The organism is Gammaproteobacteria bacterium, assembly GCA_016705365.1.
GTDB lineage: Bacteria > Pseudomonadota > Gammaproteobacteria > Pseudomonadales > UBA5518 > UBA5518.
Map to the genome: position 1 here is coordinate 613,286 of JADIYI010000002.1, position 21,069 is coordinate 634,354.

At 62.1% G+C, this 21,069-nt stretch carries 21 protein-coding genes and 1 tRNA gene; 14 read left to right on the top strand and 8 right to left on the bottom strand.

The window, feature by feature from the left end; genetic code table 11:
- Window positions 1–18 precede the first annotated feature (18 nt).
- On the bottom strand, window positions 19–198 hold the full coding sequence (gene rpmF, locus IPF49_02935) for a 50S ribosomal protein L32 (protein MBK6286602.1): 180 nt from the start codon (window positions 196–198) through the stop codon (window positions 19–21).
- 81 nt (window positions 199–279) lie between these two features.
- A complete protein-coding gene (locus IPF49_02940) occupies window positions 280–888 on the bottom strand; it encodes a DUF177 domain-containing protein (GenBank protein ID MBK6286603.1) in 609 nt (202 codons plus the stop codon).
- A gap of 32 nt (window positions 889–920) precedes the next feature.
- On the opposite strand from IPF49_02940, the gene maf reads away from it, so the two are divergent.
- Window positions 921–1,505 carry a septum formation protein Maf gene (maf, locus tag IPF49_02945; GenBank protein MBK6286604.1) on the top strand — a complete coding sequence of 195 codons (585 nt, stop codon included), beginning with the start codon at window positions 921–923 and terminating at the stop codon, window positions 1,503–1,505.
- Here maf and IPF49_02950 read toward each other — a convergent pair.
- Together IPF49_02950 and rluC are read right to left on the bottom strand one after the other, a co-directional pair.
- Window positions 1,443–2,138: an HAD-IA family hydrolase gene (locus IPF49_02950; GenBank protein MBK6286605.1), complete on the bottom strand. Its 696-nt coding sequence runs from the start codon at window positions 2,136–2,138 to the stop codon at window positions 1,443–1,445. The genes maf and IPF49_02950 overlap by 63 nt on opposite strands.
- 17 nt (window positions 2,139–2,155) lie before the next feature.
- Window positions 2,156–3,106 carry a 23S rRNA pseudouridine(955/2504/2580) synthase RluC gene (gene rluC, locus IPF49_02955; GenBank protein ID MBK6286606.1) on the bottom strand — a complete coding sequence of 317 codons (951 nt, stop codon included), beginning with the start codon at window positions 3,104–3,106 and terminating at the stop codon, window positions 2,156–2,158.
- 559 nt (window positions 3,107–3,665) lie between these two features.
- On the opposite strand from rluC, the gene rne reads away from it, so the two are divergent.
- The 10 genes from rne to IPF49_03005 all read left to right on the top strand — a co-directional run bounded on the left by rne (window position 3,666) and on the right by IPF49_03005 (window position 14,021).
- The gene (gene rne / locus IPF49_02960; protein MBK6286607.1) at window positions 3,666–6,524 is read left to right on the top strand and encodes a ribonuclease E; all 2,859 of its coding nucleotides are present in this window, start codon (window positions 3,666–3,668) and stop codon (window positions 6,522–6,524) included.
- A gap of 50 nt (window positions 6,525–6,574) precedes the next feature.
- Window positions 6,575–6,664: transfer RNA gene (locus IPF49_02965), tRNA-Ser, on the top strand.
- Window positions 6,665–7,152: 488 nt separating this feature from the next.
- Window positions 7,153–10,431 (top strand): EAL domain-containing protein, encoded by a 3,279-nt coding sequence (locus tag IPF49_02970; GenBank protein ID MBK6286608.1) that lies wholly within the window; start codon window positions 7,153–7,155, stop codon window positions 10,429–10,431.
- Window positions 10,397–11,047, top strand: a complete 651-nt coding sequence (locus IPF49_02975) for a Bax inhibitor-1/YccA family protein (protein MBK6286609.1) — start codon at window positions 10,397–10,399, stop codon at window positions 11,045–11,047. Before IPF49_02970 ends, IPF49_02975 begins: the two co-directional genes overlap by 35 nt.
- A 56-nt stretch (window positions 11,048–11,103) precedes the next feature.
- Window positions 11,104–11,496 carry a sulfurtransferase complex subunit TusD gene (gene tusD / locus IPF49_02980; protein ID MBK6286610.1) on the top strand — a complete coding sequence of 131 codons (393 nt, stop codon included), beginning with the start codon at window positions 11,104–11,106 and terminating at the stop codon, window positions 11,494–11,496.
- Between the two features lie 5 nt (window positions 11,497–11,501).
- Entirely contained in the window at window positions 11,502–11,861 is a 360-nt protein-coding gene (gene tusC / locus IPF49_02985; protein ID MBK6286611.1) for a sulfurtransferase complex subunit TusC, read from the top strand.
- Entirely contained in the window at window positions 11,858–12,172 is a 315-nt protein-coding gene (gene dsrH, locus IPF49_02990) for a sulfurtransferase complex subunit TusB (protein ID MBK6286612.1), read from the top strand. The genes tusC and dsrH overlap by 4 nt, the downstream gene beginning before the upstream one ends.
- 1 nt (window position 12,173) lies before the next feature.
- Window positions 12,174–12,503, top strand: a complete 330-nt coding sequence (locus IPF49_02995; GenBank protein ID MBK6286613.1) for a TusE/DsrC/DsvC family sulfur relay protein — start codon at window positions 12,174–12,176, stop codon at window positions 12,501–12,503.
- A gap of 85 nt (window positions 12,504–12,588) precedes the next feature.
- A complete protein-coding gene (gene trmA, locus IPF49_03000; GenBank protein ID MBK6286614.1) occupies window positions 12,589–13,695 on the top strand; it encodes a tRNA (uridine(54)-C5)-methyltransferase TrmA in 1,107 nt (368 codons plus the stop codon).
- Between the two features lie 32 nt (window positions 13,696–13,727).
- On the top strand, window positions 13,728–14,021 hold the full coding sequence (locus tag IPF49_03005) for a 4a-hydroxytetrahydrobiopterin dehydratase (protein ID MBK6286615.1): 294 nt from the start codon (window positions 13,728–13,730) through the stop codon (window positions 14,019–14,021).
- On the opposite strand, the gene IPF49_03010 is transcribed toward IPF49_03005, so the two are convergent.
- The gene (locus IPF49_03010) at window positions 14,015–14,914 is read right to left on the bottom strand and encodes a glycerol kinase (protein ID MBK6286616.1); all 900 of its coding nucleotides are present in this window, start codon (window positions 14,912–14,914) and stop codon (window positions 14,015–14,017) included. The genes IPF49_03005 and IPF49_03010 overlap by 7 nt on opposite strands.
- 249 nt (window positions 14,915–15,163) lie before the next feature.
- Window positions 15,164–15,796: a dUTP diphosphatase gene (locus tag IPF49_03015; protein ID MBK6286617.1), complete on the bottom strand. Its 633-nt coding sequence runs from the start codon at window positions 15,794–15,796 to the stop codon at window positions 15,164–15,166.
- Between the two features lie 352 nt (window positions 15,797–16,148).
- Between IPF49_03015 and imuA the strand changes: the two genes are divergently transcribed.
- The 3 genes from imuA (at window position 16,149) to IPF49_03030 (ending at window position 19,681) form a co-directional block, all read left to right on the top strand.
- Window positions 16,149–16,922, top strand: coding sequence for a translesion DNA synthesis-associated protein ImuA (gene imuA, locus IPF49_03020; protein ID MBK6286618.1), 774 nt, complete (start codon window positions 16,149–16,151; stop codon window positions 16,920–16,922).
- 15 nt (window positions 16,923–16,937) lie between these two features.
- Window positions 16,938–18,407 carry a DNA polymerase Y family protein gene (locus IPF49_03025; GenBank protein MBK6286619.1) on the top strand — a complete coding sequence of 490 codons (1,470 nt, stop codon included), beginning with the start codon at window positions 16,938–16,940 and terminating at the stop codon, window positions 18,405–18,407.
- A 95-nt stretch (window positions 18,408–18,502) separates the two neighbouring features.
- Window positions 18,503–19,681 carry an acyl-CoA dehydrogenase gene (locus tag IPF49_03030; GenBank protein MBK6286620.1) on the top strand — a complete coding sequence of 393 codons (1,179 nt, stop codon included), beginning with the start codon at window positions 18,503–18,505 and terminating at the stop codon, window positions 19,679–19,681.
- 6 nt (window positions 19,682–19,687) lie between these two features.
- Here IPF49_03030 and IPF49_03035 read toward each other — a convergent pair whose 3' ends face one another.
- Both IPF49_03035 and IPF49_03040 read right to left on the bottom strand, forming a co-directional pair.
- The gene (locus IPF49_03035) at window positions 19,688–20,353 is read right to left on the bottom strand and encodes a cupin domain-containing protein (protein ID MBK6286621.1); all 666 of its coding nucleotides are present in this window, start codon (window positions 20,351–20,353) and stop codon (window positions 19,688–19,690) included.
- Window positions 20,350–21,006 (bottom strand): sigma-70 family RNA polymerase sigma factor, encoded by a 657-nt coding sequence (locus IPF49_03040; GenBank protein ID MBK6286622.1) that lies wholly within the window; start codon window positions 21,004–21,006, stop codon window positions 20,350–20,352. The genes IPF49_03035 and IPF49_03040 overlap by 4 nt, the downstream gene beginning before the upstream one ends.
- Window positions 21,007–21,069: the final 63 nt, after the last annotated feature.

The window sequence follows — 21,069 nt, forward strand, 5'->3', positions numbered from 1 at the left end:
GGCACAAGGACCGGATACTCAGTCCTTTTTCGTCTCCACTACTTTTTTCCCGCGATAGAAGCCGTCCGCGGTCACGTGATGGCGGCGATGTGTCTCGCCGCTGGTCGCGTCGCTCGAGAGCGCGGATGCACTCAACGCATCGTGGGCCCGACGCATTCCGCGGCGGGATCTGGTCATTCTGGCTTGTCCAACGGCCATGATTAGCTCCTCGAATAACAACTGAATATCAGCCCAGCGGATGCTGGCATTTCAACGTTCCGAACCTGCGCCAAAGAGCATTCAGGATCGGTCCAACTTGTAAAGCTCCAGTGCTTCGGCAAACGGTTTCACGCGTTCGCCACCGGCGTCTCCGGCAAGCGCTGCGACAGGCTCGACTGCCATGCTGCATTGCTCGTCGGCGTGGCGCGGCGCAAATGGCAGCGCCAGCAATAATTCATCTTCGACGATGCCATACAAATCCGCAGGTTCGTCACCAACCACAAGACCATCGATGCGCGTCGGGAGCGCCGCGAGTTGCGCTTCATCCCGGACCATCGCCAGGTTTATCCGGGCCTGCACCACCAGGCACATTTCACCAAGACATCTCTGACAGGTACAACTCAGCGATGCCTCGGCATTGCCCTCGATGACCCGCAAGCCTTCATCATCCACTCCAAACTGCAGCTCGACCGCCACATCGCCGGTCGACGAGAGCAATTCCGCACACAAACGCCCAAGCTGGGCGATCGGAATCGAACCAGCCAGACACACACCGGCTGCAGCCAGTTTGCGCAAATCAGCGTGTCTCGGCACCCGGGTGGTAGACATAGGCGCGCCATGATAGTGACGAGCTTGTGGGGTGTCAAAAAATAAATGATTGAAAATCCGCGAATTATTCGCATAGTTCAACGACCCGACTCCCTTCCGGACCCGTTCCTGACATGCCTCGGATCATTCTCGCCTCGGCCTCCTCGTATCGCAGCCTGCTGCTCGCACGACTTGGCCTGCCATTCGAATCGATCGCCGCCAACGTCGACGAATCGCGCCTCGATGGAGAATCGGCCGAGGCGATGGTCACCCGTCTCAGCATCCTGAAAGCCCGGACCGTGGCTTTGGTGCATCCCGATGCAGTGATAATTGCCTCTGACCAGGCCGGCGTTGCGGGGGATCGCCTGCTTGGCAAACCCGGCTCCACAGAAACGGCCATCGCCCAGCTACACAGCGTATCAGCTCGCGAAGTACGCTTTCTGACCGGACTTTGCGTGCTGGACCCGGCATCCGGGCAGGAACACATCGCGGTGGAAACCTGCAGGGTCCGGTTTCGGGCGCTGAATGACGCCTCGATACGTGACTATGTCGAACGCGAACAACCGCTCGATTGTGCTGGCAGCTTCAAGGTCGAGGGCCTGGGAATCGCGTTGTTCGAACAACTGGCGCTCGATGACCCCACCAGCCTCGAGGGACTACCGCTGATCCGCCTCACCAGCTTTCTCGCACAAATCGGCATCAACGTACTCGCCCGATGATCCCGGGACCCAGTCCAGCAATTCGCTGAGACAGCCCACTATCAACGACGGGCGATAAAGAGCCAGGCGCTGCGGCGAATGCACGCCATAGCTCACGCCAATTCCAGCCACACCGGCCCGGCGCGCCATGTCCATATCGTATTCGGTATCGCCCACCACGACCGCCTGCTCAACCGCCTCACCCAGCTCCTCGATGATCTCCAGGATCATGCGCGGGTCCGGCTTGGAGGCTGTTTCATCGGCGCATCGCGTGGCGTGGAAAAAGCCCTCCATCCCCATCGATGCCAATACGCGATCGAGGCCACGCCGGCTCTTGCCGGTAGCGACCGCAATGTAGTGTCCGCGCGCCCTCAGTTCCTCGAGCACCTCCAATGCTTTCGGAAACAGCTTCGATGGAGCAATATCCTCAGCGATGAAATGGCCCGCGTAGCCGACACGGAAGCGCTCGCCTGTATCTGCATCGAGCCCCGGATACAGCTGAGCGATGGCTTGCGGCAACCCCAGCCCGATCACCTCGCTGAATGCATCGTCCCCGAGATCCTCCAGCCCCAGATCCAGTGCCGCACGGCGCAGGCAGATAACGATCCGCCCCACGGAATCACTCAACGTGCCATCCCAGTCGAATATGAAAATGTGCGGCGGGGAGCATCTCACGGGTCGAGCCGCTCGAGCACATCCAGCAGCACCTGGTCCAGAGGCGCACTGATATCGAGCGGTCGCCCGTCCGGAAGCTCGAAAGAAAGCGAGCTCGCGTGCAGAAACAGCCGGCGCAGCCCCAAGTCACGCAGGTGCCGATTGAACCCCCGGTCACCGTATTTTTCGTCGCCTGCCACCGGATGCCCTGACACCTGCGCGTGCACCCGGATCTGGTGGGTGCGACCGGTCACGGGCTGCGCCTCCAGCAAGCTCGCCTCGCGAAACACGCGAACGATGCGGAACCGGGTCTCCGACGCCTTGCCGCCCTCATCCGCCCGCACCACCCGCTCTCCCGAGCTGACGGTATTTTTTTCCAGCGAAACGGCAACACGGGTACGGCGCTTCGGCCAGCGACCCTGCACCAGCGTCGAATAGGTCTTGGTGATCGTGCCATCACGCAAGGCCGCATGCAGGTGGCGCAGCACGGAACGCTTTTTTGCGATCAACACACACCCAGAGGTGTCCTTGTCGAGCCGGTGCACCAATTCCAGCGAGCGTGCATCGCTGCGTATCGATCGCAGTGCCTCTATCAAGCCGAGAGATAGCCCGCTGCCCCCGTGTACGGCCAGGCCACTCGGTTTGTTGACGACCAGCAACCCTTCGTCTTCGTACAAAACCCGGCCCGCGAGCGTCTCGATCAGCCCCCTGCCTGGCGCCGCGCTTGGTCGATCCGCCACCCTCACGGGCGGGATTCGTACCCTGTCACCTCCCTCCAGCCGCTGTTCGGGGCGAGCGCGAGCGCTATTCACTCGCACCTCTCCGCTGCGTACGATTCGATAGATCAGCGAGCGCGGAACGCCCTTGAGGCGTGCCAATAAATAGTTGTCCAGCCGCTGGCCCGCGTGCTCAGCGTCGATTTCCATCAACTGCACGCGTGGCTGATCATTTTTTGATCGATCTATCATTTGTTTAGTCTAGCATTTTCGCTGCTAATTGAAGCACTTACCCGACATTGCTATACTCGCCCGCGCATGGGGCGAAGTCACCGCCCGTTTTCGGGCCGGATCAGAGCGCGAAGCCGAGCAAGCAGTTGCGCCAAGCGCAACGATCGGCCCGGAGTTTCTGGCGTGTATATATGCCGCCCATGCAAGCGTCTCGAGTGCGCCTTATCAGGAATGCCCCATGGGCTTGGCGCGCGGGATGCGCTTGGTTTGATCGAATTAAACCAGGAGACACAAGGCACCGTGCGAACAGCAACGGGAAGCTTGTTGAGATTTTCTGTGGGAAAACCGCAACTGCGGTTGCCCGCTTGACCTGAAAGGACTGAGAAGCGCCGATGAGATGGACTGGTAGTAGCCTCCATTCCGGATTCGCGCAGCGCAGTGAGCGTACCGCCATTGCCTGCACATACGCCAAACAGACTTCGAGGAAGCAAGAAGCCTCTGCACAACAAGCCAATTAGGCCGCACTGCTGTTGAGAAGGTGCCAAGGTCCCTGCCATATGCATCAAGGACATTGGTTATCATGAAAAGAATGCTCATCAACGCAACTCAACCGGAAGAGTTGCGGGTCGCTCTGGTAGACGGACAGCGGCTTTACGATCTGGATATCGAGAATCGCAACCGTATCGCGACCAAGGCCAACATCTATAAAGGCCGCATCACCCGCGTCGAGCCCAGCCTTGAAGCAGCGTTTGTCGAGTTCGGGGCCGATCGACACGGCTTCCTGCCGCTAAAGGAAATATCGCGTGAGTATTTCAGCGGCTCGGCGGACGATTCGCAGGGGCGCCCCCGGATTCGCGACGTGGTCAAGGAAGGCACCGAAGTCATCGTGCAGGTTGACAAGGAAGAGCGCGGCAACAAAGGCGCGGCACTGACCACGTTCATCAGTCTTGCCGGACGCTATCTGGTACTGATGCCGAACAATCCTCGCGCCGGCGGCATCAGCCGGCGCATCGAAGGTGACGAGCGCACGGAACTCCGCGACGCGCTCGATTCGCTGAAACTGCCCGAGGGCATGGGTGTCATCATCCGTACCGCCGGCGTGGGACGCTCCGGCGAGGAACTGCAGTGGGACCTCGAATATCTGCTGCAATTGTGGTCCGCCATCACCGCGGCCGCCGAAAAGCGGGCGCCGCTGTTGATCTACCAGGAAAGCAATGTCGTCATCCGTGCCATCCGCGATTGCCTGCGCCAGGATATCGACGAGGTCATCATTGACTCTGCGGACGCCCACGAGAAGGCCTTGGAGTTCATCGAACTGGTGATGCCGAATTACCGCAGCAAGGTAAAGCTCTACAAAGACCCCATACCGTTGTTCAACCGCTACCAGATCGAGAGCCAGATCGAAACGGCCTACGAACGCGAAGTCAAACTGCCCTCGGGCGGCTCCATAGTGATCGATCCGACCGAAGCAATGGTGTCGATCGATATCAACTCCTCGCGCGCGACCAAGGGCCAGGATATCGAGGAAACCGCACTGCAGACCAATTTGCAGGCGGCCGATGAAATCGCGCGCCAGCTCCGCCTGCGCGACATGGGCGGCCTGATCGTGATCGATTTCATCGACATGAACAGCTCCCGCAATCAGCGCGAGGTGGAGAATCGCCTGCGCGAAGCGCTCGAACCTGACCGTGCGCGGGTGCAGGTGGGACGCATCTCGCGTTTCGGCTTGATGGAGATGTCGCGCCAGCGCCTGCGCCCGTCGCTCGAGGAAACGAGTTCGGCGGTGTGCCCGCGGTGCAGCGGACAGGGAACGGTACGTGACACCAAGTCCCTGGCGCTGTCGATACTGCGCCTGGTCGAGGAGGAAGCCAACAAGGAGCGCAGCGCACAGATCCGCGTGATCGTGCCGGTCGAGGTTGCCGCCTACCTGCTGAACGAGAAGCGCCGCGCCATCATCGACATCGAGCAACGCAACAAGCTTCACGTGGTGGTCATTCCCAACCCGAACATGGAAACACCACACTATGAAGTGATCCGCCTGCGCGATGACAGCACGCTCATCCACGGCGAGGAAACCAGTTTCGAACTCATACCCGAAGCACCGCAACCTGCTGACCTGGTAACCCGTAACGCCGAACCGGTAAAAATGCCGCAGGCCGCGGTTCAGTCGGTAGCTCCGCAAAAGCCCAAACCCGCTCCGGCTGCAGCTCCGCAGGAACTTGCTGCCCCGACCTCCACGACGCCGGCAGTACCGGTTGCGGCAGCGGCCGAAGCCAGACCCGGGCTGCTGAAATCCTTGTTCGGCAAGCTGTTCGGACCGGCGCCGGTGGCAGCCCCCCCTGCGAAAGCAGAAGTTGCGGAACCCAAAGTAGTAGAAGCAACCAGCGCTGCCGAGCGCAGCGCGGAAGACAACACCCGGCGCAGCGGACGGCGCGGGCGGCGCGGTGGTTCAAACCGCAGCCGCAGCCCCGGGCAGGGCACCCAGCGCGGCGAGCGGACTCCCGACTCGCGCAGCGGTCGCGACGAGCCCAGAGCTCGCGATGAATCTCCCGGCGGTGACGAATCGAGAACACGCGAAGATACCCCAAGGGAACGAGCACCCCGCAGAGAGAGAGAACGGGAACCCCGCCCCGCCGGGCGCGCTCCCGATTCACCGCGTGCGGATGCCCCGGAACGACGCCCGACCGATGCGCAGCCCAGTGGTCGCGGACCGCGGCGGCGCGGAGAAGCAAGCGCCGCCACCGTGAGTGCCGATGCGCCTCCGGCAGTCGAAGCGCTCGAAACCGCGCTGGATGCGAGCGCCGTCGATACGAGTGGCGAAGCAGCGGAAACCATCATCAACGGCGAAAGCGAGCAGCGCAGCGCACGTCCGCGTCGACGTCGCCAGCGCGGCAGACAACGTGCGACGGAACGTCAGGGAGATCTGACGCAAGACGAAATTGACGCTGGCGAAGATGTGCAACTGGACTTGATTGCGGAAGACGACGATACGCCGTCTGCAGCCGACGTCGTGGCATCGCCGCCTGTGCGAGTGGCCGAGGCGATCGAGGCCACCGTCGATGACGTTGCGGTCGTCGCCGATTCGGATTCCGGCAGCAAATCGCCGGCGCCGCAAACTGCCGTGGCAAGCAAGCCCTGGCCCGAAGCCGCACCGATTGCCGTTGCCGCACCAGTGGCCAAGCCAGCGGCTCCGTTGCGACTCGTTGGACGCGCCGCCAACGATCCGCGGCAGAACCCACGTCCGGTTGCCGAGGTCGAGATCGTTACCGAATCGCTGGTAATCGATCCGTCACGCTTCCCTCCGGTTCCGTTGCCCCAACCTACCCGGCCACAGCCGCCGCGCGCTGCCAACGACCCGCGTCACGATCGGGCAAGCAACGCTGTCCCGGTGCTGACGGAGGGAAATGCGGCAGTGGAGTCGAATCGGGAGCAGGCATGACACGAGCGCATTGTCTGCGGCTACCCGGCCGCTATAATGCGCGGCGTTGCGGAGAGGTGGCTGAGTGGTTTAAAGCACCGGTCTTGAAAACCGACGAGGGTGAAAGCCCTCCGTGGGTTCGAATCCCACCCTCTCCACCACTACAAAAAGGCCCCACCCGGGGCCTTTTTTGTAGTGGTGGAGAGGGTGGTGTGCACGAACCCGCCGGTTCGACAAATCGGCAAGACTGCCGCTTTGGACGCACGAGCGAAGCGAGTGCGCCCAGGGTCAGAACAGCCCCAAGGCTGTTCTGACCAACCCCATCCGAAGGCGTGAAGTGAGCGAACCTTGGACCGGCGTCTGGCCGCCTGCGTGGACCCCATGATCTCGAATACCGGCGTCTACGGCGCCACGCCGGGGCGCCGTGCTTTCGCCGGGTCAGGAATCCGATTCCGGGCAATGGTTGCGGCGGAGGAACGCACCTGTCATGCGCTGTCGGCAGTCGCCGCTTGACGTTATCATTGCATGCTGTCCGCTATCCAAGTGTCAGGAATTCTCGTTGCACATTGGCAAATCCGCCCGGTTTTTCGTTCTTTCTCTCGCAGCCATGCTTTGTATCGCAGCGCCGGCGCTCGCGCTGGAAAATGTCGTGCTGCAACTCAAGTGGGAACACGAATACCAGTTCGCCGGCTACTATGCTGCAAAATGGCAAGGATTCTACGAGCGCGAAGGACTCGACGTAGAGATACGTTCCGCCGCAACCCCGGAGGGCAAGCTTCTCGACCCCATCGGCGAGGTGCTTGCCGGACGCGCGCAGTTCGGCGTTGGTTCGCTCGACATCCTGGTCGGGCGGGGAAAGGGAGAAGATCTCATCGCACTCGCACCCATTTTCCAGCGCTCTCCGCTCGCGGTCCATGCCCTGAGCGGCACCGTGCTGAAAAAGCCCGCAGACCTGTTGAAACTGCGGGTTGCCACCTTTGAAAGCGAGTACGGGATCGTCGAGGTACGTGCCATGCTGCGCGCCAGCAAGCTGGAGCCAGCGGCACTGAACATTGTCCATGAGCCACCAACCGTCGATTCCCTGGTCAGCGGCAAAGCGGACGCAATCGTGACTTACGGCGTTTCGGCGCAGGCCCGCGCCCGCGAACTCGGCGTCAGTCTGCACAGCCTCGAGCCGGCGGATTTCGGTGTGCAAACCTATGGCGACACGCTGTTCACATCCGGCGATCTGGTCCATCAGCGCCCGGACCTCGTCGAGCGGTTCGTGCGTGCCAGCCTCGAGGGGTGGCGTTACGCGCTGGACAACAAACAGGAGGTCGCCGATCGCATCAGCGCGACCTTGCCACGCTACATCTATACCTTCGGCGATTTGCAGACCTACAACCGCGAATTCGCGGCCCGGATGGATCGGTACACCTACTTTCCCGGCGTCAATCCCGGAACCAGCGATCGCAATCGATGGAGCCGCAGCTATCGGCTGCTGCTCGACGCCGGTCTGATCGAGCATCCTTACGCAATCGAGGACCTGCTGTCGGCATCCGCTACCGGGAGTGGCGCTGCGCGCTCCCCCACCATGCTGGATCTGGTATTGCTTGGCGCGATCGTGTTGCTGATGTTCGCGGTCATGGTGTGGTGGAGATTCAGGTTCCGCCATGCTTCGTTCGTGTTGATTGCCTTGCTGGCGATGGCGGAATTGCTGGTCGAGTGGCGTTATCGCGAGGAGCAGGCACAGAACGTGCGCCTCGATGTCATCGAGCAATTGAGCGCGGTGCGTGCGCGCATCGAGGGTGTTATCAACAACAATCTTTCGCTTACCAACGGGTTGGCCGCATTCGTTGCAGCAAACCCCGAACTCGATGACGCGGAATTCGAAGCCTATGCCAAAGCCATCATCGCGCGCGAACCCACTCTGATCAACCTTGCGGCGGCGCCTGACCTTGTGGTGCGCCATGTCTATCCACGCAAGGGAAACGAGGCCGTCATCGGGCTCGACTATCGCAAGAACAAGGCGCAACGCGAGGCTGCCGAGCGCGTGCTGCAAACCGGAGAAATGATCGTGGCCGGCCCGGTAAATCTGGTGCAGGGCGGTGAAGCATTCATCGGCCGCGTGCCGGTTTATGTCGACGACGCCAATGGCGTGAGACACATCTGGGGGCTGGTTTCCGCACCTATCAGTGTCGATGGAGCACTGCAGAGCGCGGGTATTGCCACGGCGCTCCAGAACCTGCGAATAGCCATTCGCGGGCGCGATGGCACGGGCGAACAGGGCGATGTCTTTTACGGCGATCCCGCGACCTTCGATCTGCCTGACGTGGTGAGCATGCCAATTCTCGTCGGTGGCGGCTCGTGGCAGATCGGAGCCACCGCCATTGCGGGCGCCGCCACCCCGTTCGGGCTCTGGGTTATCCGCCTTGCGTTTGCCGCCCTGCTCGTGCTGACGATTGCCGCGCTGCGCTCGCGCATGCTCCAGCACCGCAAGGAACGGGAGTACGCGTCGGTAATCAACCGCCAGGCCAATGAAGACGCACTGACCGGACTTCCCAACCGCGCCTCGTTCAGGGAAAAACTCTCCTCTGCCATTGCGCGCTCGGCAAGATCGGGCGCCTCCCATGCGTTGCTCTTCATCGACCTCGATGATTTCAAGTCGGTCAACGACAATCTCGGCCATGATGCGGGCGATCAATTGCTGATTGAAGCAGCGCAGCGGATCCGCGACTGTGTGCGCGGCTCCGACACCGTCGCCCGCCTGGGCGGCGATGAGTTCACCGCGATTCTTTATGATGTCACCGCGCAGGACGCGATCGGCCAGGTGGCGGAGAAAATTGTCCTGTCGATGCGACGGGCGTTCCGGGTCGGCGAAAGGGAGGTATTCTGCGCCGCAAGCGTCGGCCTGGCTGTCTACCCGAGTGATGCCGACGATCCGGACACGCTCATCATCAAGGCCGATCAGGCGATGTACAGCGTCAAGCAGTCGGGTCGCAACGGATGGCATTTCTACACCCAGGAAATGCACGAGCGATCCGAACGCCGCCATCGCCTGTTCAACGAGTTGAGCGTGGCCCTCGACAACGACCAGTTGCAGGCCTATCTGCAACCCATCATCTGTCTGCGCAGCGGTGAAATCACCGCATGCGAAGCGCTTGCCCGCTGGCAGCGCAACGATGGCGTCTGGGTTTCGCCGGCCGAATTCGTCGAGGTTGCCGAACAACGCGGACTCATCAACCGTCTGGATTATTTCGTGTTGCAGACCTCTATCAATGCCCTGAATTGCATCAATTCGAAGCACGGCACGTCCATCGGCCTGTCCGCGAATGTCTCGCCGGGGATATTCTTCTCGAAGAACCAGGATCTGCAACGCTGGATGGGGCTGGTCAGGGAAACCGCACGCGAATTGCGACTTTCGATCGAAATTACCGAACGTTTGCTGGTTGGCGAATCCGACGAGGCGCACCGGGCGCTCAAGGAACTGTCGGCGGCGCAGGTCAGTATCTCGATCGACGATTTCGGAACCGGCTATTCGTCACTGGGCTACCTGATGCGATTCCCGGTCGATACGATCAAGATCGACCGTTCATTCACCCGCGGCATCGGCCTCGACAAGGCCCATGAAACGCTCATCGACACCATCATCGGGATGGCGCGGCGTCTGGGCAAGAAAGTCGTGGCCGAGGGCGTCGAAACCGAGGCACAGTGTGACTATCTGCGCGAACTCGGTTGTGATTTTGCGCAGGGCTACCTGTTCGGAAAACCGATGAGCGCGGCGGATTTCGGCGAATTCGTCCGCGCGAGCGCCCCGACGCACGACACTCCCCCGCTGAAACCTGCGCCTGGTTCAATTCGCAGCGCCATAAGGCTACACTATGGTTCGGTTCGTCAAACAGGAGTTCGATACGATGCCAGTCAATACCCAGGCGATCAGAAGCGGTAGCCTCGATGCCGGCGCAAGCAGGGTTCTGCGCAACACCTATGCACTGCTTGCGATGACACTCATGTTCAGTGCGCTCACCGCATCGGCTTCGATGGCCATGGCCATTCCTTATATGGGCCTGTGGACGCTGCTGCCGTATTTCGTGCTGCTGTTCCTGGTCGAGAAGAACAAGAATTCCGCGATGGGCCTCGTATGCGTCTTCGCGCTGACCGGCTGGCTTGGCTTCTCGCTCGGGCCGATCCTCAATCACTACGTCGGCATCTCCGGATTCGAGCCTGTGCTTACCGCGCTTGGTGGCACGGCGCTGATCTTTTTCGGTCTGTCTGCCTATGTGCTGGTCACGCGCCGCGATTTCGGATTTGCCACGGGCTTTCTCACCACCGGTATCCTGGTGGCTTTCGTGGCCGGGATTGCCAATGCATTTCTGCAGATCCAGACATTGGCGCTGGTAGTGAGTTGCATGTTCCTGTTCCTGTCCTCGGGCCTGATCATGTGGCAAACGAGCCAGATCATCCACGGCGGGGAACGCAACTATATTTCCGCCACCGTTACGCTCTACGTGATGATCTACAACCTGTTCACGATCCTGCTCAGTCTGCTCGGCGGCGAAGACTGATCGCGCGGACCTCATTTCCCACGGCCCCGGCAGCGGGGCCGTTGCGCTGGTAAACCATGATCTTTTCACTCCTGGTGCAGGAATCGCCGGTCGGCAGGGAGTCGAGCCTGGCGGCATACCGATTCGCACGGGGATGCATCGATGCGGGTCACACACTGTTTCGCGTGTTTTTTTTCCGGGACGGAGTGCAGCACGGCTCGGGCTTGAATATCGCCACGGCTTCGGAAGCCAACCTGCCCCGGTCCTGGCAGGAGCTTGCGGTGGTGCATCAGGTCGACCTGGTGGTGTGTGTCAGCTCGGCACTGCGCCGCGGGATCATCGATGAGAAAGAGGCTTCCCGCCACGGGTTAGCCGGGTCGAACCTGCGCCCCGGATTCGAGATTTCCGGCATGGGACAACTGGTCGAGGCGTGCATTCGCTCCGACCGCGTGTTGAGTTTTGGCGGGTGAGCGCGATGGCGCGTTCGGTTCTGGTGCTGTGTTGCACGCCTCCGTATGGTAGCGAGCGGGCACGCGATGCCCTCGATATTGCAATGGCCTTCGGCGCCTTCGAGCAGCAGCCCACGCTGTTGTTCCTCGGTGACGGAGTACTGGCGTTGCTGGAGCAACAGAATCCGACCGCCCTGCCGGCACGCAATATCGCCAAGCTGGTCGGTACGCTGGCCGATTATGGCATCACGGGCTTGCACGTGGAGACCAGCGCCATGAAGGAACGCGGCCTGGAACTGGCCGATCTCGTTGCGGGAGCCCAACTCGCCGATGATGCACAGCTCGCGGTGCTGCTGGCAAGCCATGACATGATCCTGAGCGTGTGACCGCGATGACCCTGCACATCCTGTCCGCCTCTCCCCATGCCGGCCCCTCCTTTGATCTGTGCCGCCGTGCGCTGGCCCCCGGGGATACGCTGCTGTTGCTGTGTGACGGCGTATACGCAGCGTTGCAGGACGGCGCATGTGCGCAGCAGCTCGACGCACTTGCAGCTGCTACCGTCGCGGTGTATGCGATCGGCGATGACTGCGTGGCCCGCGGCATCAGCGGGCGGCTGTTGCCCGTAGTGCGGGCCACGGATTATCCGGGCTTCGTGGATCTTGCCTGCAGGCACCCGCGCTCGGTGTCGTGGTTCTGAAATGAATCCCGCGCGCCGCATCACCTGGCCGCGTGATGCCGATGGCTTTCTGCTCGACTGGCACGACTGGAACGAAAGCTGCGCGGAGCTTCTGGCCAGCGAGGAGCACCTCGTCCTGACACCCGCACACCATGAAATCCTGCTGATGCTGCGCGCCTACTACGCCCGCCACGCGCATTCCCCCGCGATGCGGGCGCTGGTCAGCCTGACCCGTCGCGAACTCGGCCCCGACAAGGGACGCAGCATCTACCTGCTGCAGCTGTTCCCGGGAAGCCCCGCACGCCTCGCCAGCAAGATCGCCGGCCTGCCAAAGCCGGAGCATTGCCTGTGACGATGGATCCGGGGCGCGCCTTGCGGCCCATCCCTCCCGAGCATACCCTCTGGCGCGGGCGAGCCAGCCGGGGTTTCAGCAGCATATGAAGATCATCCCCGACGATTGCTCCGCGCAAGCCTACGCGGCGCAATTCACCGCCAAGGCCACTCGTGTTGCAACGCTCATGCGCGAATTTGCAGCGCCCGATCCACAGCTGTACGCCTCGCCCCCCAGGCATTATCGTCAGCGCGCGGAGTTTCGTATCTGGCATTGCGGCGATGATCTTTTCTACGCCATGTTCGAGCGTGGCGAGCCGCGCACACCGCTGCGCATCGACGACTTTGCACCGGCCTCGTGGCGCATCAACGAGTTGATGCGCGCGCTGCGGATCGAACTGCTGAGAGTCCCGACACTGCGCCAGCGTCTTTACCAGGTGGAGTTTCTCGACACGCTTGCCGGTGAATCCCTGATCACGCTGGTGTATCACCGCCCGCTCGGCCTGGAATGGGAGGACGCTGCGCGGGAGCTGGAAGTCCTGCTCGGTGCACGCCTGATCGGGCGCTCGCGGGGCCAGCGCGTGGTGATCAGCGAGCCCTACGTCAGCGAGCGCCTGGCGGTGGACGGCGAGGAGTTCGTGTTACGCCAACCCGAAGGCTGCTTCACGCAGCCAAACGCCCAGGTCAACCGTGCCATGCTCTCGTGGGCGCGCGCGGTCTGTGGCGACAGCCCTGACGATCTGCTGGAACTCTATTGTGGAATCGGCAACTTCACCGTCGCGCTCGCCTCGCGCTTTCGCACCGTGCTGGCGACCGAAATCAACACCGGTGCCATTGCCACGGCACGTCACAATCTCGCCGCCAACGGCGTCTGCAACACCTTTGTGGCGCGACTGTCGAGCGCCGAGGCAGCCGCGGCCCTGGCACGCGAACGGGCATTCTTCCGCCTGCGGGAATTCGATCTCGACGCGTTGCAGCCCGCTACGCTGCTGGTGGATCCTCCCCGGGCCGGGCTCGACCCGCGCACCCTGGATTTTGCCGCCGGCTTCGAGCGGATCGTGTATGTTTCCTGCAACCCGCATACCCTGTGCGTCAACCTGAAACAGTTGCAGGGCAGCCATCGCATCGAAAGCCTGGCACTGTTTGACCAGTTTCCGTATACCGAGCACATCGAATGCGGGGTGCTGCTGCAACGCCTTGGGTCCGCACCATGACGATGCGTACCTGGTGCGAGGAGCCGTGAGCGATGAGACCCGCCAAGCTGTCGCCAAACGAAATCGAGCAGCGACTTGCCAGCCTGCCGGGCTGGCGACTGCAGGATGCCAGGCTGCACCGGACATTCCGCTTTGCGGATTTCTCCGCTGCGTTTGCGTTCATGACCCGTGCGGCGCTGCGCTCCGAGCAACTCGATCACCACCCGGAATGGTCAAACGTGTACAACCGCGTCGACGTGGCACTGACCACCCATGATGCGGGAGGTGTCACGGTTCTCGATTTCGTCCTGGCCGAGGCCATGGAGCGCTTCGCCGCGCCTCAGTAGACCGCCAGTCCGTATTTCAGCAGCTTGCGCGGCAGCACGTCGTCGAGCCGCTGCAGGTCATCGGCAACGAGCTCCAGCAGGCGTAATCCGTGACGTTCGTAGACCGACTTCTTTTCGAGCTTTGCGGCCAGTTGCCCCGGTGCCGCCTCGTCACCCCAGTACTCGATGTACAGATGCAGCGACGGCAGGTAGAAGTCACAGCGATATTCGCCTTCCACCGGAAGGCGGCGGCGGTGCGCATGCGCGATCTCGGACATGTACAGCCAATGGCAGATCACCAATTGCGCCTTGCTGTGCAGCACGTGCCCATCGAGTGCGCGCAGTCCATTGCCGCCTTCGATGCGAATCTCGCGATCGGGGTCGGCGAACAGATCCCCTTCGCTGACCTCCCCTATATGCTCATAGGCGTGGATCATCTGCAGGTTTTCGTTGAGCACCGGGTTGCCCGGCAGCGTCGCGGGCCAGCGCACGTACGGAACACCGGTGTCCGGATATTCTTCCTGCACGCCACCGAGCGCCTTGCCCCGTGCCGTGAGCTCCCATCCCTTCACGCCCTTGCGTATCCAGCCCAGCTCGAGCAGCAACAGGTTGGTCTGGCGGGCAGACAGCCGGACCCGCGCGCCAAGCGCGGCGGCGGTCAGCAGGGTGCTGCCCGGATTGGTACTGAACAGACGGTGTTCGAGCACCTGCTCGGGCCAGGCGATGTAGGGTCCGAAGCGTTCGCTCTCCTGGTAGCGGCCCCCCTCGAATTCACCCTTGCGGGTGAGCCGCCACTGCTCGCCATTGCGCACGATCCAGCCGTGCTCCGCCAGCAGGGTGAATAGTTCCCGTACCGGTATGTTGAGGCGCCGCGCAAGCGCGGAACCCGAGAGGTATTGCTCAGTGCCGGACACTGGATTTACCTGCCGAGTTGTCCACAGTTTCTGTGGATAAGTCTGAGGATAATGTATGAGTATGCGGCCCCATGCCGCGAATGTGCTGGCTCTCGCACGGATTGCTCATAAAACGTACAAAATATATTTTTCCGTTATTAATCATGATGTTACAGATTATTATTAATGTGATTAGGGACTAACGGATCGTTTTTGTTACGTTTTTGGACGTCCCTGCCAACCGTTTGTCACGGTGTGCATAACCGGCACTCATACGTCAAGCCCCACGGCATAGGAGTATCGCTCCGCGAGCGCACTGTAGAGTTGCTCCGCGTAGGCAGGGTTATCGCTGTCGATAGTCCCCAAAAGCTCGGCCAGGTGCTCGTTGTCCTCACGTCCCTGCCACTGCTTGCGATAACTCCCGTCCTTGTACCCATGATCCTGGCGGAAGAAATTCAGCACGTTCTTGCCTACATAGGCAGCGAACAATTCGTCTGGCGTCATGCCTGCGGCATGCATCAGCGCCCAGAAACGGCTGGCCGAAAATCGTCGGGTAGCGAGTGCGTGGGCGGCGAGTGCCTCGACCGCATCACGCAACTCGAGTTGTGCGGGAGGCTCTTCCTGCAGTTCCTGGAGTATTTCCCCGGCGATCTGTAGCGGCGTGTTGTTGCCGTCGAAGTACATGCTCATGCCAAAATGCCAGATATCGATCACTTCCAGGCGGACCTGCTCCCAGGCCGGTTCCTGCTTTTTCCACCATTTGTATCCGTAGTGCTCGACCAGCTCGCCACACTCGATCCACAACGCCCGATACCATGCAAAATTCTGGCTGATCCAGTCGGGGTGGACCTTGCGGTTCATCCGGTCCTGCATTTCCAGCATGGTGATGAGTCGTTGTTGCATCGGCGCTGATCCTCTCCTCGTAGGGGGGGGTGTGCGGGGCGTGGCAATCCTAGCACAGGCGTTTTGCCGCCTTGTGGATAAAGGCGGGGATAAAAATATCGTTGCGTTCACCTCCCATCCCTGGCCCCTGCTCATCACTCCGCATCAATTACTCAACCATCTGTTTTTTAAAAAAATCCTCATCACCATCGAAGTTCCCGATAGCACTTCTCCGTCACCATCCACAACCCGGTATTGCACGCCCGGCGTGCATAACCTCATGGAGAAGCGCCAGCTCGGGCTCCGGCTCTTTACAGGGAGCACCTGCATCAACAAGAATACTGTATATACTTACAGTTATCAGGATGCTCTCATGAACCCTCGGTTGCAAGCCCTGCTCACCCGCCCCGATGTGTGGCAAGCCTCGCAGCGCGCGGCGAACGAAGCCCGCAACGTACTGCCCACCGGGCACACGCTGCTCGATAGCGCGCTGCACCAGGGGGGCTGGCCGCACGCGGCGCTCACCGAATTGCTCACGGATGGCTGTGGCATCGGCGAGATGCAGCTGCTCGCACCCGCACTGGCGCACTGCAGCCGGGACCCGCGACGGCTGTTTTTCCTGAGCCCGCCCTATCTCCCATATGCCCCCTCGCTGCATGCGCTTGGCCTGCGGCTCGAGCGTCTGCAACTCGTATCGGCACAACCGGGTAGCGACACCTTGTGGTGCGCGGAACAGATCCTTCGCTCTGGCGCCTGCAGTTGCCTGCTGGCCTGGCTGCCCGGATCACGCCAGGCCGATTATCCTGCGCTGCGCCGTTTGCAACTCGCCGCGCGCGCCAGCAGCGGCCCGGCTTTTCTGTTCCGGCCCACACACACTGCCCGCGCGCTGTCACCGGCCGCGTTGCGCCTGGTTTTGCGTGGCACCGCAAACCGGCTGGCGGTGGAAATCGTGAAGCAACGCGGTGGTCGGGCCGGACAATGCATAAGCATCGCGCGCAGCGGCACGCTGCTGCAAGCCCGCATCGATCCATCCATGCTGCCGACGGTCATGCCCGGTGCAGCAGGCGTGGATTGCGCTGCAACCGCACCCGGCACACACTTTCGCAAAGAGTACCCCGGCACCCGGCCATGGGCCGCGATGCACTGAACGCAAGCTGCTTTCATGTTGTGGCTCTGCCTGCATTTTCCATTGCTTCCGCTCGAGGTATTTACCCGTTCGGCAAAGTTGTGCCGAACTGAAACCCGATCCGGGGAGGCGATCGCGGTTCTCGAGAAGAGCCGTGTGCTGTGCGCCAACGAGACCGCCGTACAGCACGGCATCATGACCGGCGTCTCGGCCGGCACCGCACAGGCATTGTGCGCGGAACTGCGGGTGCTGGAACGTCACCTTGCACGCGAGAACACCGCCTTGCTCGAACTCGCCGACTGGGCATACCGCTTCACGCCGATGCTCACGCTGCAGGCGCCGGACCGGTTGTTGCTGGAGATCAGCGCCAGCCTGCGGCTCTTTGGTGGCCTCGCGCAACTGCTGGAGCAGGTGGAGACGGATCTCGCCGAACGGTGTTACACCCACCTCAGCGGACTCGCGCCGACACCGCGCGGTGCGCAGTTGATGACGCGCGCCCTGCCCTGCACGGCCGCCGCATTACCCGGGTGGTGCGCAAGCGGCGACCCGCAAGCATTCCGCACCCTGATCGACACCCTGCCGCTGGCTTTGCTCGATGTGGCGGAAAAACAACAACAGGCGATGCGACGCATGGGCTTCACCCGGATCGGCGAACTGCTCGCCCTGCCGCGCGCCGCGCTCGGCAAACGCTTTGGCCAGGAACTGCTCGGCAGCCTGCGCCAGTTGTGCGGCGAGCAAGCTGACCCCCGCGCGCCCCACCGGCCGCGCGATTTTTTTCACGGCGAGCTGCACTTTCTCGAACCCCTGCACGAACACGCCATGCTGCTGTTCCCGATGCAGCGCCTGCTGCGCGAGTTGTCACAGTTCCTGGACCGGCGCCAATGCCATTGCCAGCGACTGGAGTGGCGCATGCACGGCGCCCGCGACCAAAGCCACCGGCTGACGGTTCCCTGCTCGCTCGCGCACCACAGTTACACGGCCCTGTTCGATCTCACGCGTCTCGCACTGGAGCCGCTGCAACTGCCGGAACCGGTCGAGTCACTGAGCCTCGCCTGCCGTGCATTTTCTCCGGTCCATCAACAGAGCGCTGCCCTGTTCCAGAGCGCGACGGCGGACCTGGCACAAGCCGAAAAACTGCTGCTGGATCGTCTCGCCATCCGCATCGGAGAACAATGCCTGCACGGCATCCGTCTCGCGGATGCACATCTTCCGGAGGAAGCCTGGCAGCGCACCCATGACGACCGCCACGGCAGCGACAATCCGGCACCCGCGCAGCGCCCCTGCTGGCTGCTGCCACAACCTGTTGCGCTGCAACAGCGCGCCACCGGCCTCGACTGGAACGGACACCTGCAACTGTTGAACGGCCCCGAGCGCATCGAGAGCAACTGGTGGGGCAATGCGGTAAAACGCGACTACTTCATCGCCCGCCACGAGAGCGGCCCGTTGTGCTGGATATTCCGTGAATACGGCAGCAGGCAGTGGTTCATGCATGGATTGTTCGGTTGATATTACCGATGCGTAACACCCATTGTCCCGACAAGCCGCTATCGTTTGCCTGGGGCAGGCCGTCAGCAAATCAATCCGACCGGAGCAAAACACATATGAGCCAGAGTACACATCTCGATGGGCCCGCCATGGCCCGATCCATCCGCGACGTGGTGAGCAGCCATGCGGGCGCCAGCGAGCAGGCACGCACACTGGTGCCTGAAATCGTGGATGCGCTGTGGGGCAGCGGGCTGATGCAGTTCATGAATCCGCGCGCGGCCGGTGGCCACGAACCCGCGTTTCGCGAACTGATCGATACCTGGCAGGAACTCGCCTGGCAGGATGGTTCGGTCGGGTGGATCAGCATCGCCAATTTTCCCGCTACCGCGCTCACCGCCGCCTATCTGCCCGAGGCCGGTTTCCGGGAAGTCTTCGGCGCAAACGACAATAATCGCAGCGTGCTCGGCGGGCAGTTCGCGCCCAATGGCCTCGGTCAGCGCGTGGACGGCGGCTACCGGCTGAGTGGAAACTGGAATTTCGGCAGCGGTACCGGGCACACGAATTTCGTGATCGGCGGCTTCATCCCGATGCACGACGGCGAGATGCAGATGGCCAGCCACGGCCTGCCGCAGATGCTGATCGCGGTCTTCCCGCGCGAGCAGATCAACTTCACCGATGGCTGGTTCGTGCAGGGGCTGAAAGGTACCGGCAGCTACGACTACAACGTACAGGACGTATTCGTCCCCGACCAGCGCATCTTCCCGCTGTTCACGCGCACCCCGCTGCGCGGTGGTTCGCCGTATCGATTCGGAGTGATGCCGGTGACCGCGGCCGGGCATGCCGCCTGGGCGCTCGGTGTGGCGCGCAGCGCGCTCGACGATATCCGTACCCTGGCGCTGGAGAAAATACGCATGGGTGACACGACCACGCTGGCGCACAAGACCACATTCCAGCGCAATCTCGCACATCACGAAGGCATGTGGCGGGCCGCACGCCTGCTGGTGACGGAGACCTTCGGCACGCTCGGCGAGCAGGTGGCGGCTGGCGTGGAACTCAGCCCCGCGATGCGTGCCGAATCACGCATTGCCGCAACCTATGCCACCGACGCCTGCCGCGAAGTGGTGCACTGGGCGCATCTCGCGGCAGGCACCAGCGCGATCCGCGAAGGCAGCCGCCTGGAGCGCGCATTCCGCGATATCTATACCGGCACGCAGCATACCTTTATCGGCGAGAAGACCTACACCGACTCCGCCCAGGTGATGCTGGGGCTGGTGGAGGATAGTCCCGGGCTATAGAAAATATCAGCGCGGGTGGATGCGCATGAACGGATTGGCGATACGTCCCAGCAAGCCGGCGAAGCGGATCGGCGCATCCAGCACCGCGAGACAAAGACAGTCGCTGTCCTCGGCCGCTACCGGACGATGCACATCGTCGGGTCCGCGGACCAGGAAATCGCCCTGCTGATACAGCCCGTCCTGATCCGAAAAGCGTCCGTTCAGAACCACCGTGATCTCGGTGCCCGAGTGACCATGCTCGAGCACCTTGCCTCCGGCCGTGATGTGATGCAACGCCACCTCGCGCGTGGCATCGCCAAAGCGCAGGCGGGTCGCGCGCAACGAGCCCATTCGCTTCCACCCCAGCGCATCGAGGCCACCCGGAACCAGCGTGCGCAGCACCCGTGGCAACCCATCCGGCGCCGGGCGTGCCGTGATCGGAGCCACAGGCGTTTTGCCCTCGAGGCACTGCATCAGACGCTCGAGCGCACCGTCAGCGACCGGAACCGGATCGAGATCCTCGAACAGCTGCGCGCCGAGCGCCTCGAGCTGTCGCGATTCAGCGCGGCAACGCGAGCAGTATTCCAGGTGCACCGCGATCGGCAACGCCACCGCGCCGGCCAGACTGCCCGCCGCGTAATCGTTGAGCAGGAATTGATCGGGGTGAAAATGCGTCATTGCCAGGGCACTCATCTGTCCAGCATCACTTTCAGCTTGCTCATTGCCAGCCGGATCCGGGATTTCACGGTACCCAGCGGAAGATTCAGCTCCTCGGCAGCCTCGCTGTGCGATTTGCCCTCCATGTACACCTTGGCGATGATCTGGCGCTGTTCCGAGGGCAGCGAACGCAGCGACTCGCGCACATCGATCGCGCCGCGACGCTGGTCGATTTCATCCTCGACTTCCTCCGGATCGGTACCGAAGTCCCACAATTCATCGACATCGACCTCCTCGCGCACCCTGAATTTCTTGCGCAACAGGTCGATGCGACAATTGCGTGCCAGGGTATAGATCCAGGTCGTGGCGCTGGCCTTGGCCGCATCGAAGGTGCTGGCCCGGGTCCAGATCTTCAGCATCACTTCCTGCACCAGCTCCTCGGCCAGTGCATTCGACGACATCCCCGGGCTGGACAGGGCGAAGGACTTCAGCCGCGGGGCGAAGTAATGAAACAACTCGGCATATGCCTCGCGGTCGCGCTGGCGGGCAACCGCCTCCAGGCGCAAGGTCCAGACATCGTTTTCCTGTTCCAGTGCCACCACGTTTCCCATGGTCGCCAATGATGGGCGCTGAGCTACCAGCTGTAAACCCGGGCTGGATGGAACGGACAACAATTTCCTGGCACGCATCCGACGCTTCTCCGCAACACATGATGGTTCGACCGTTGATACGCAACGCGCCAGGAGGCAGAT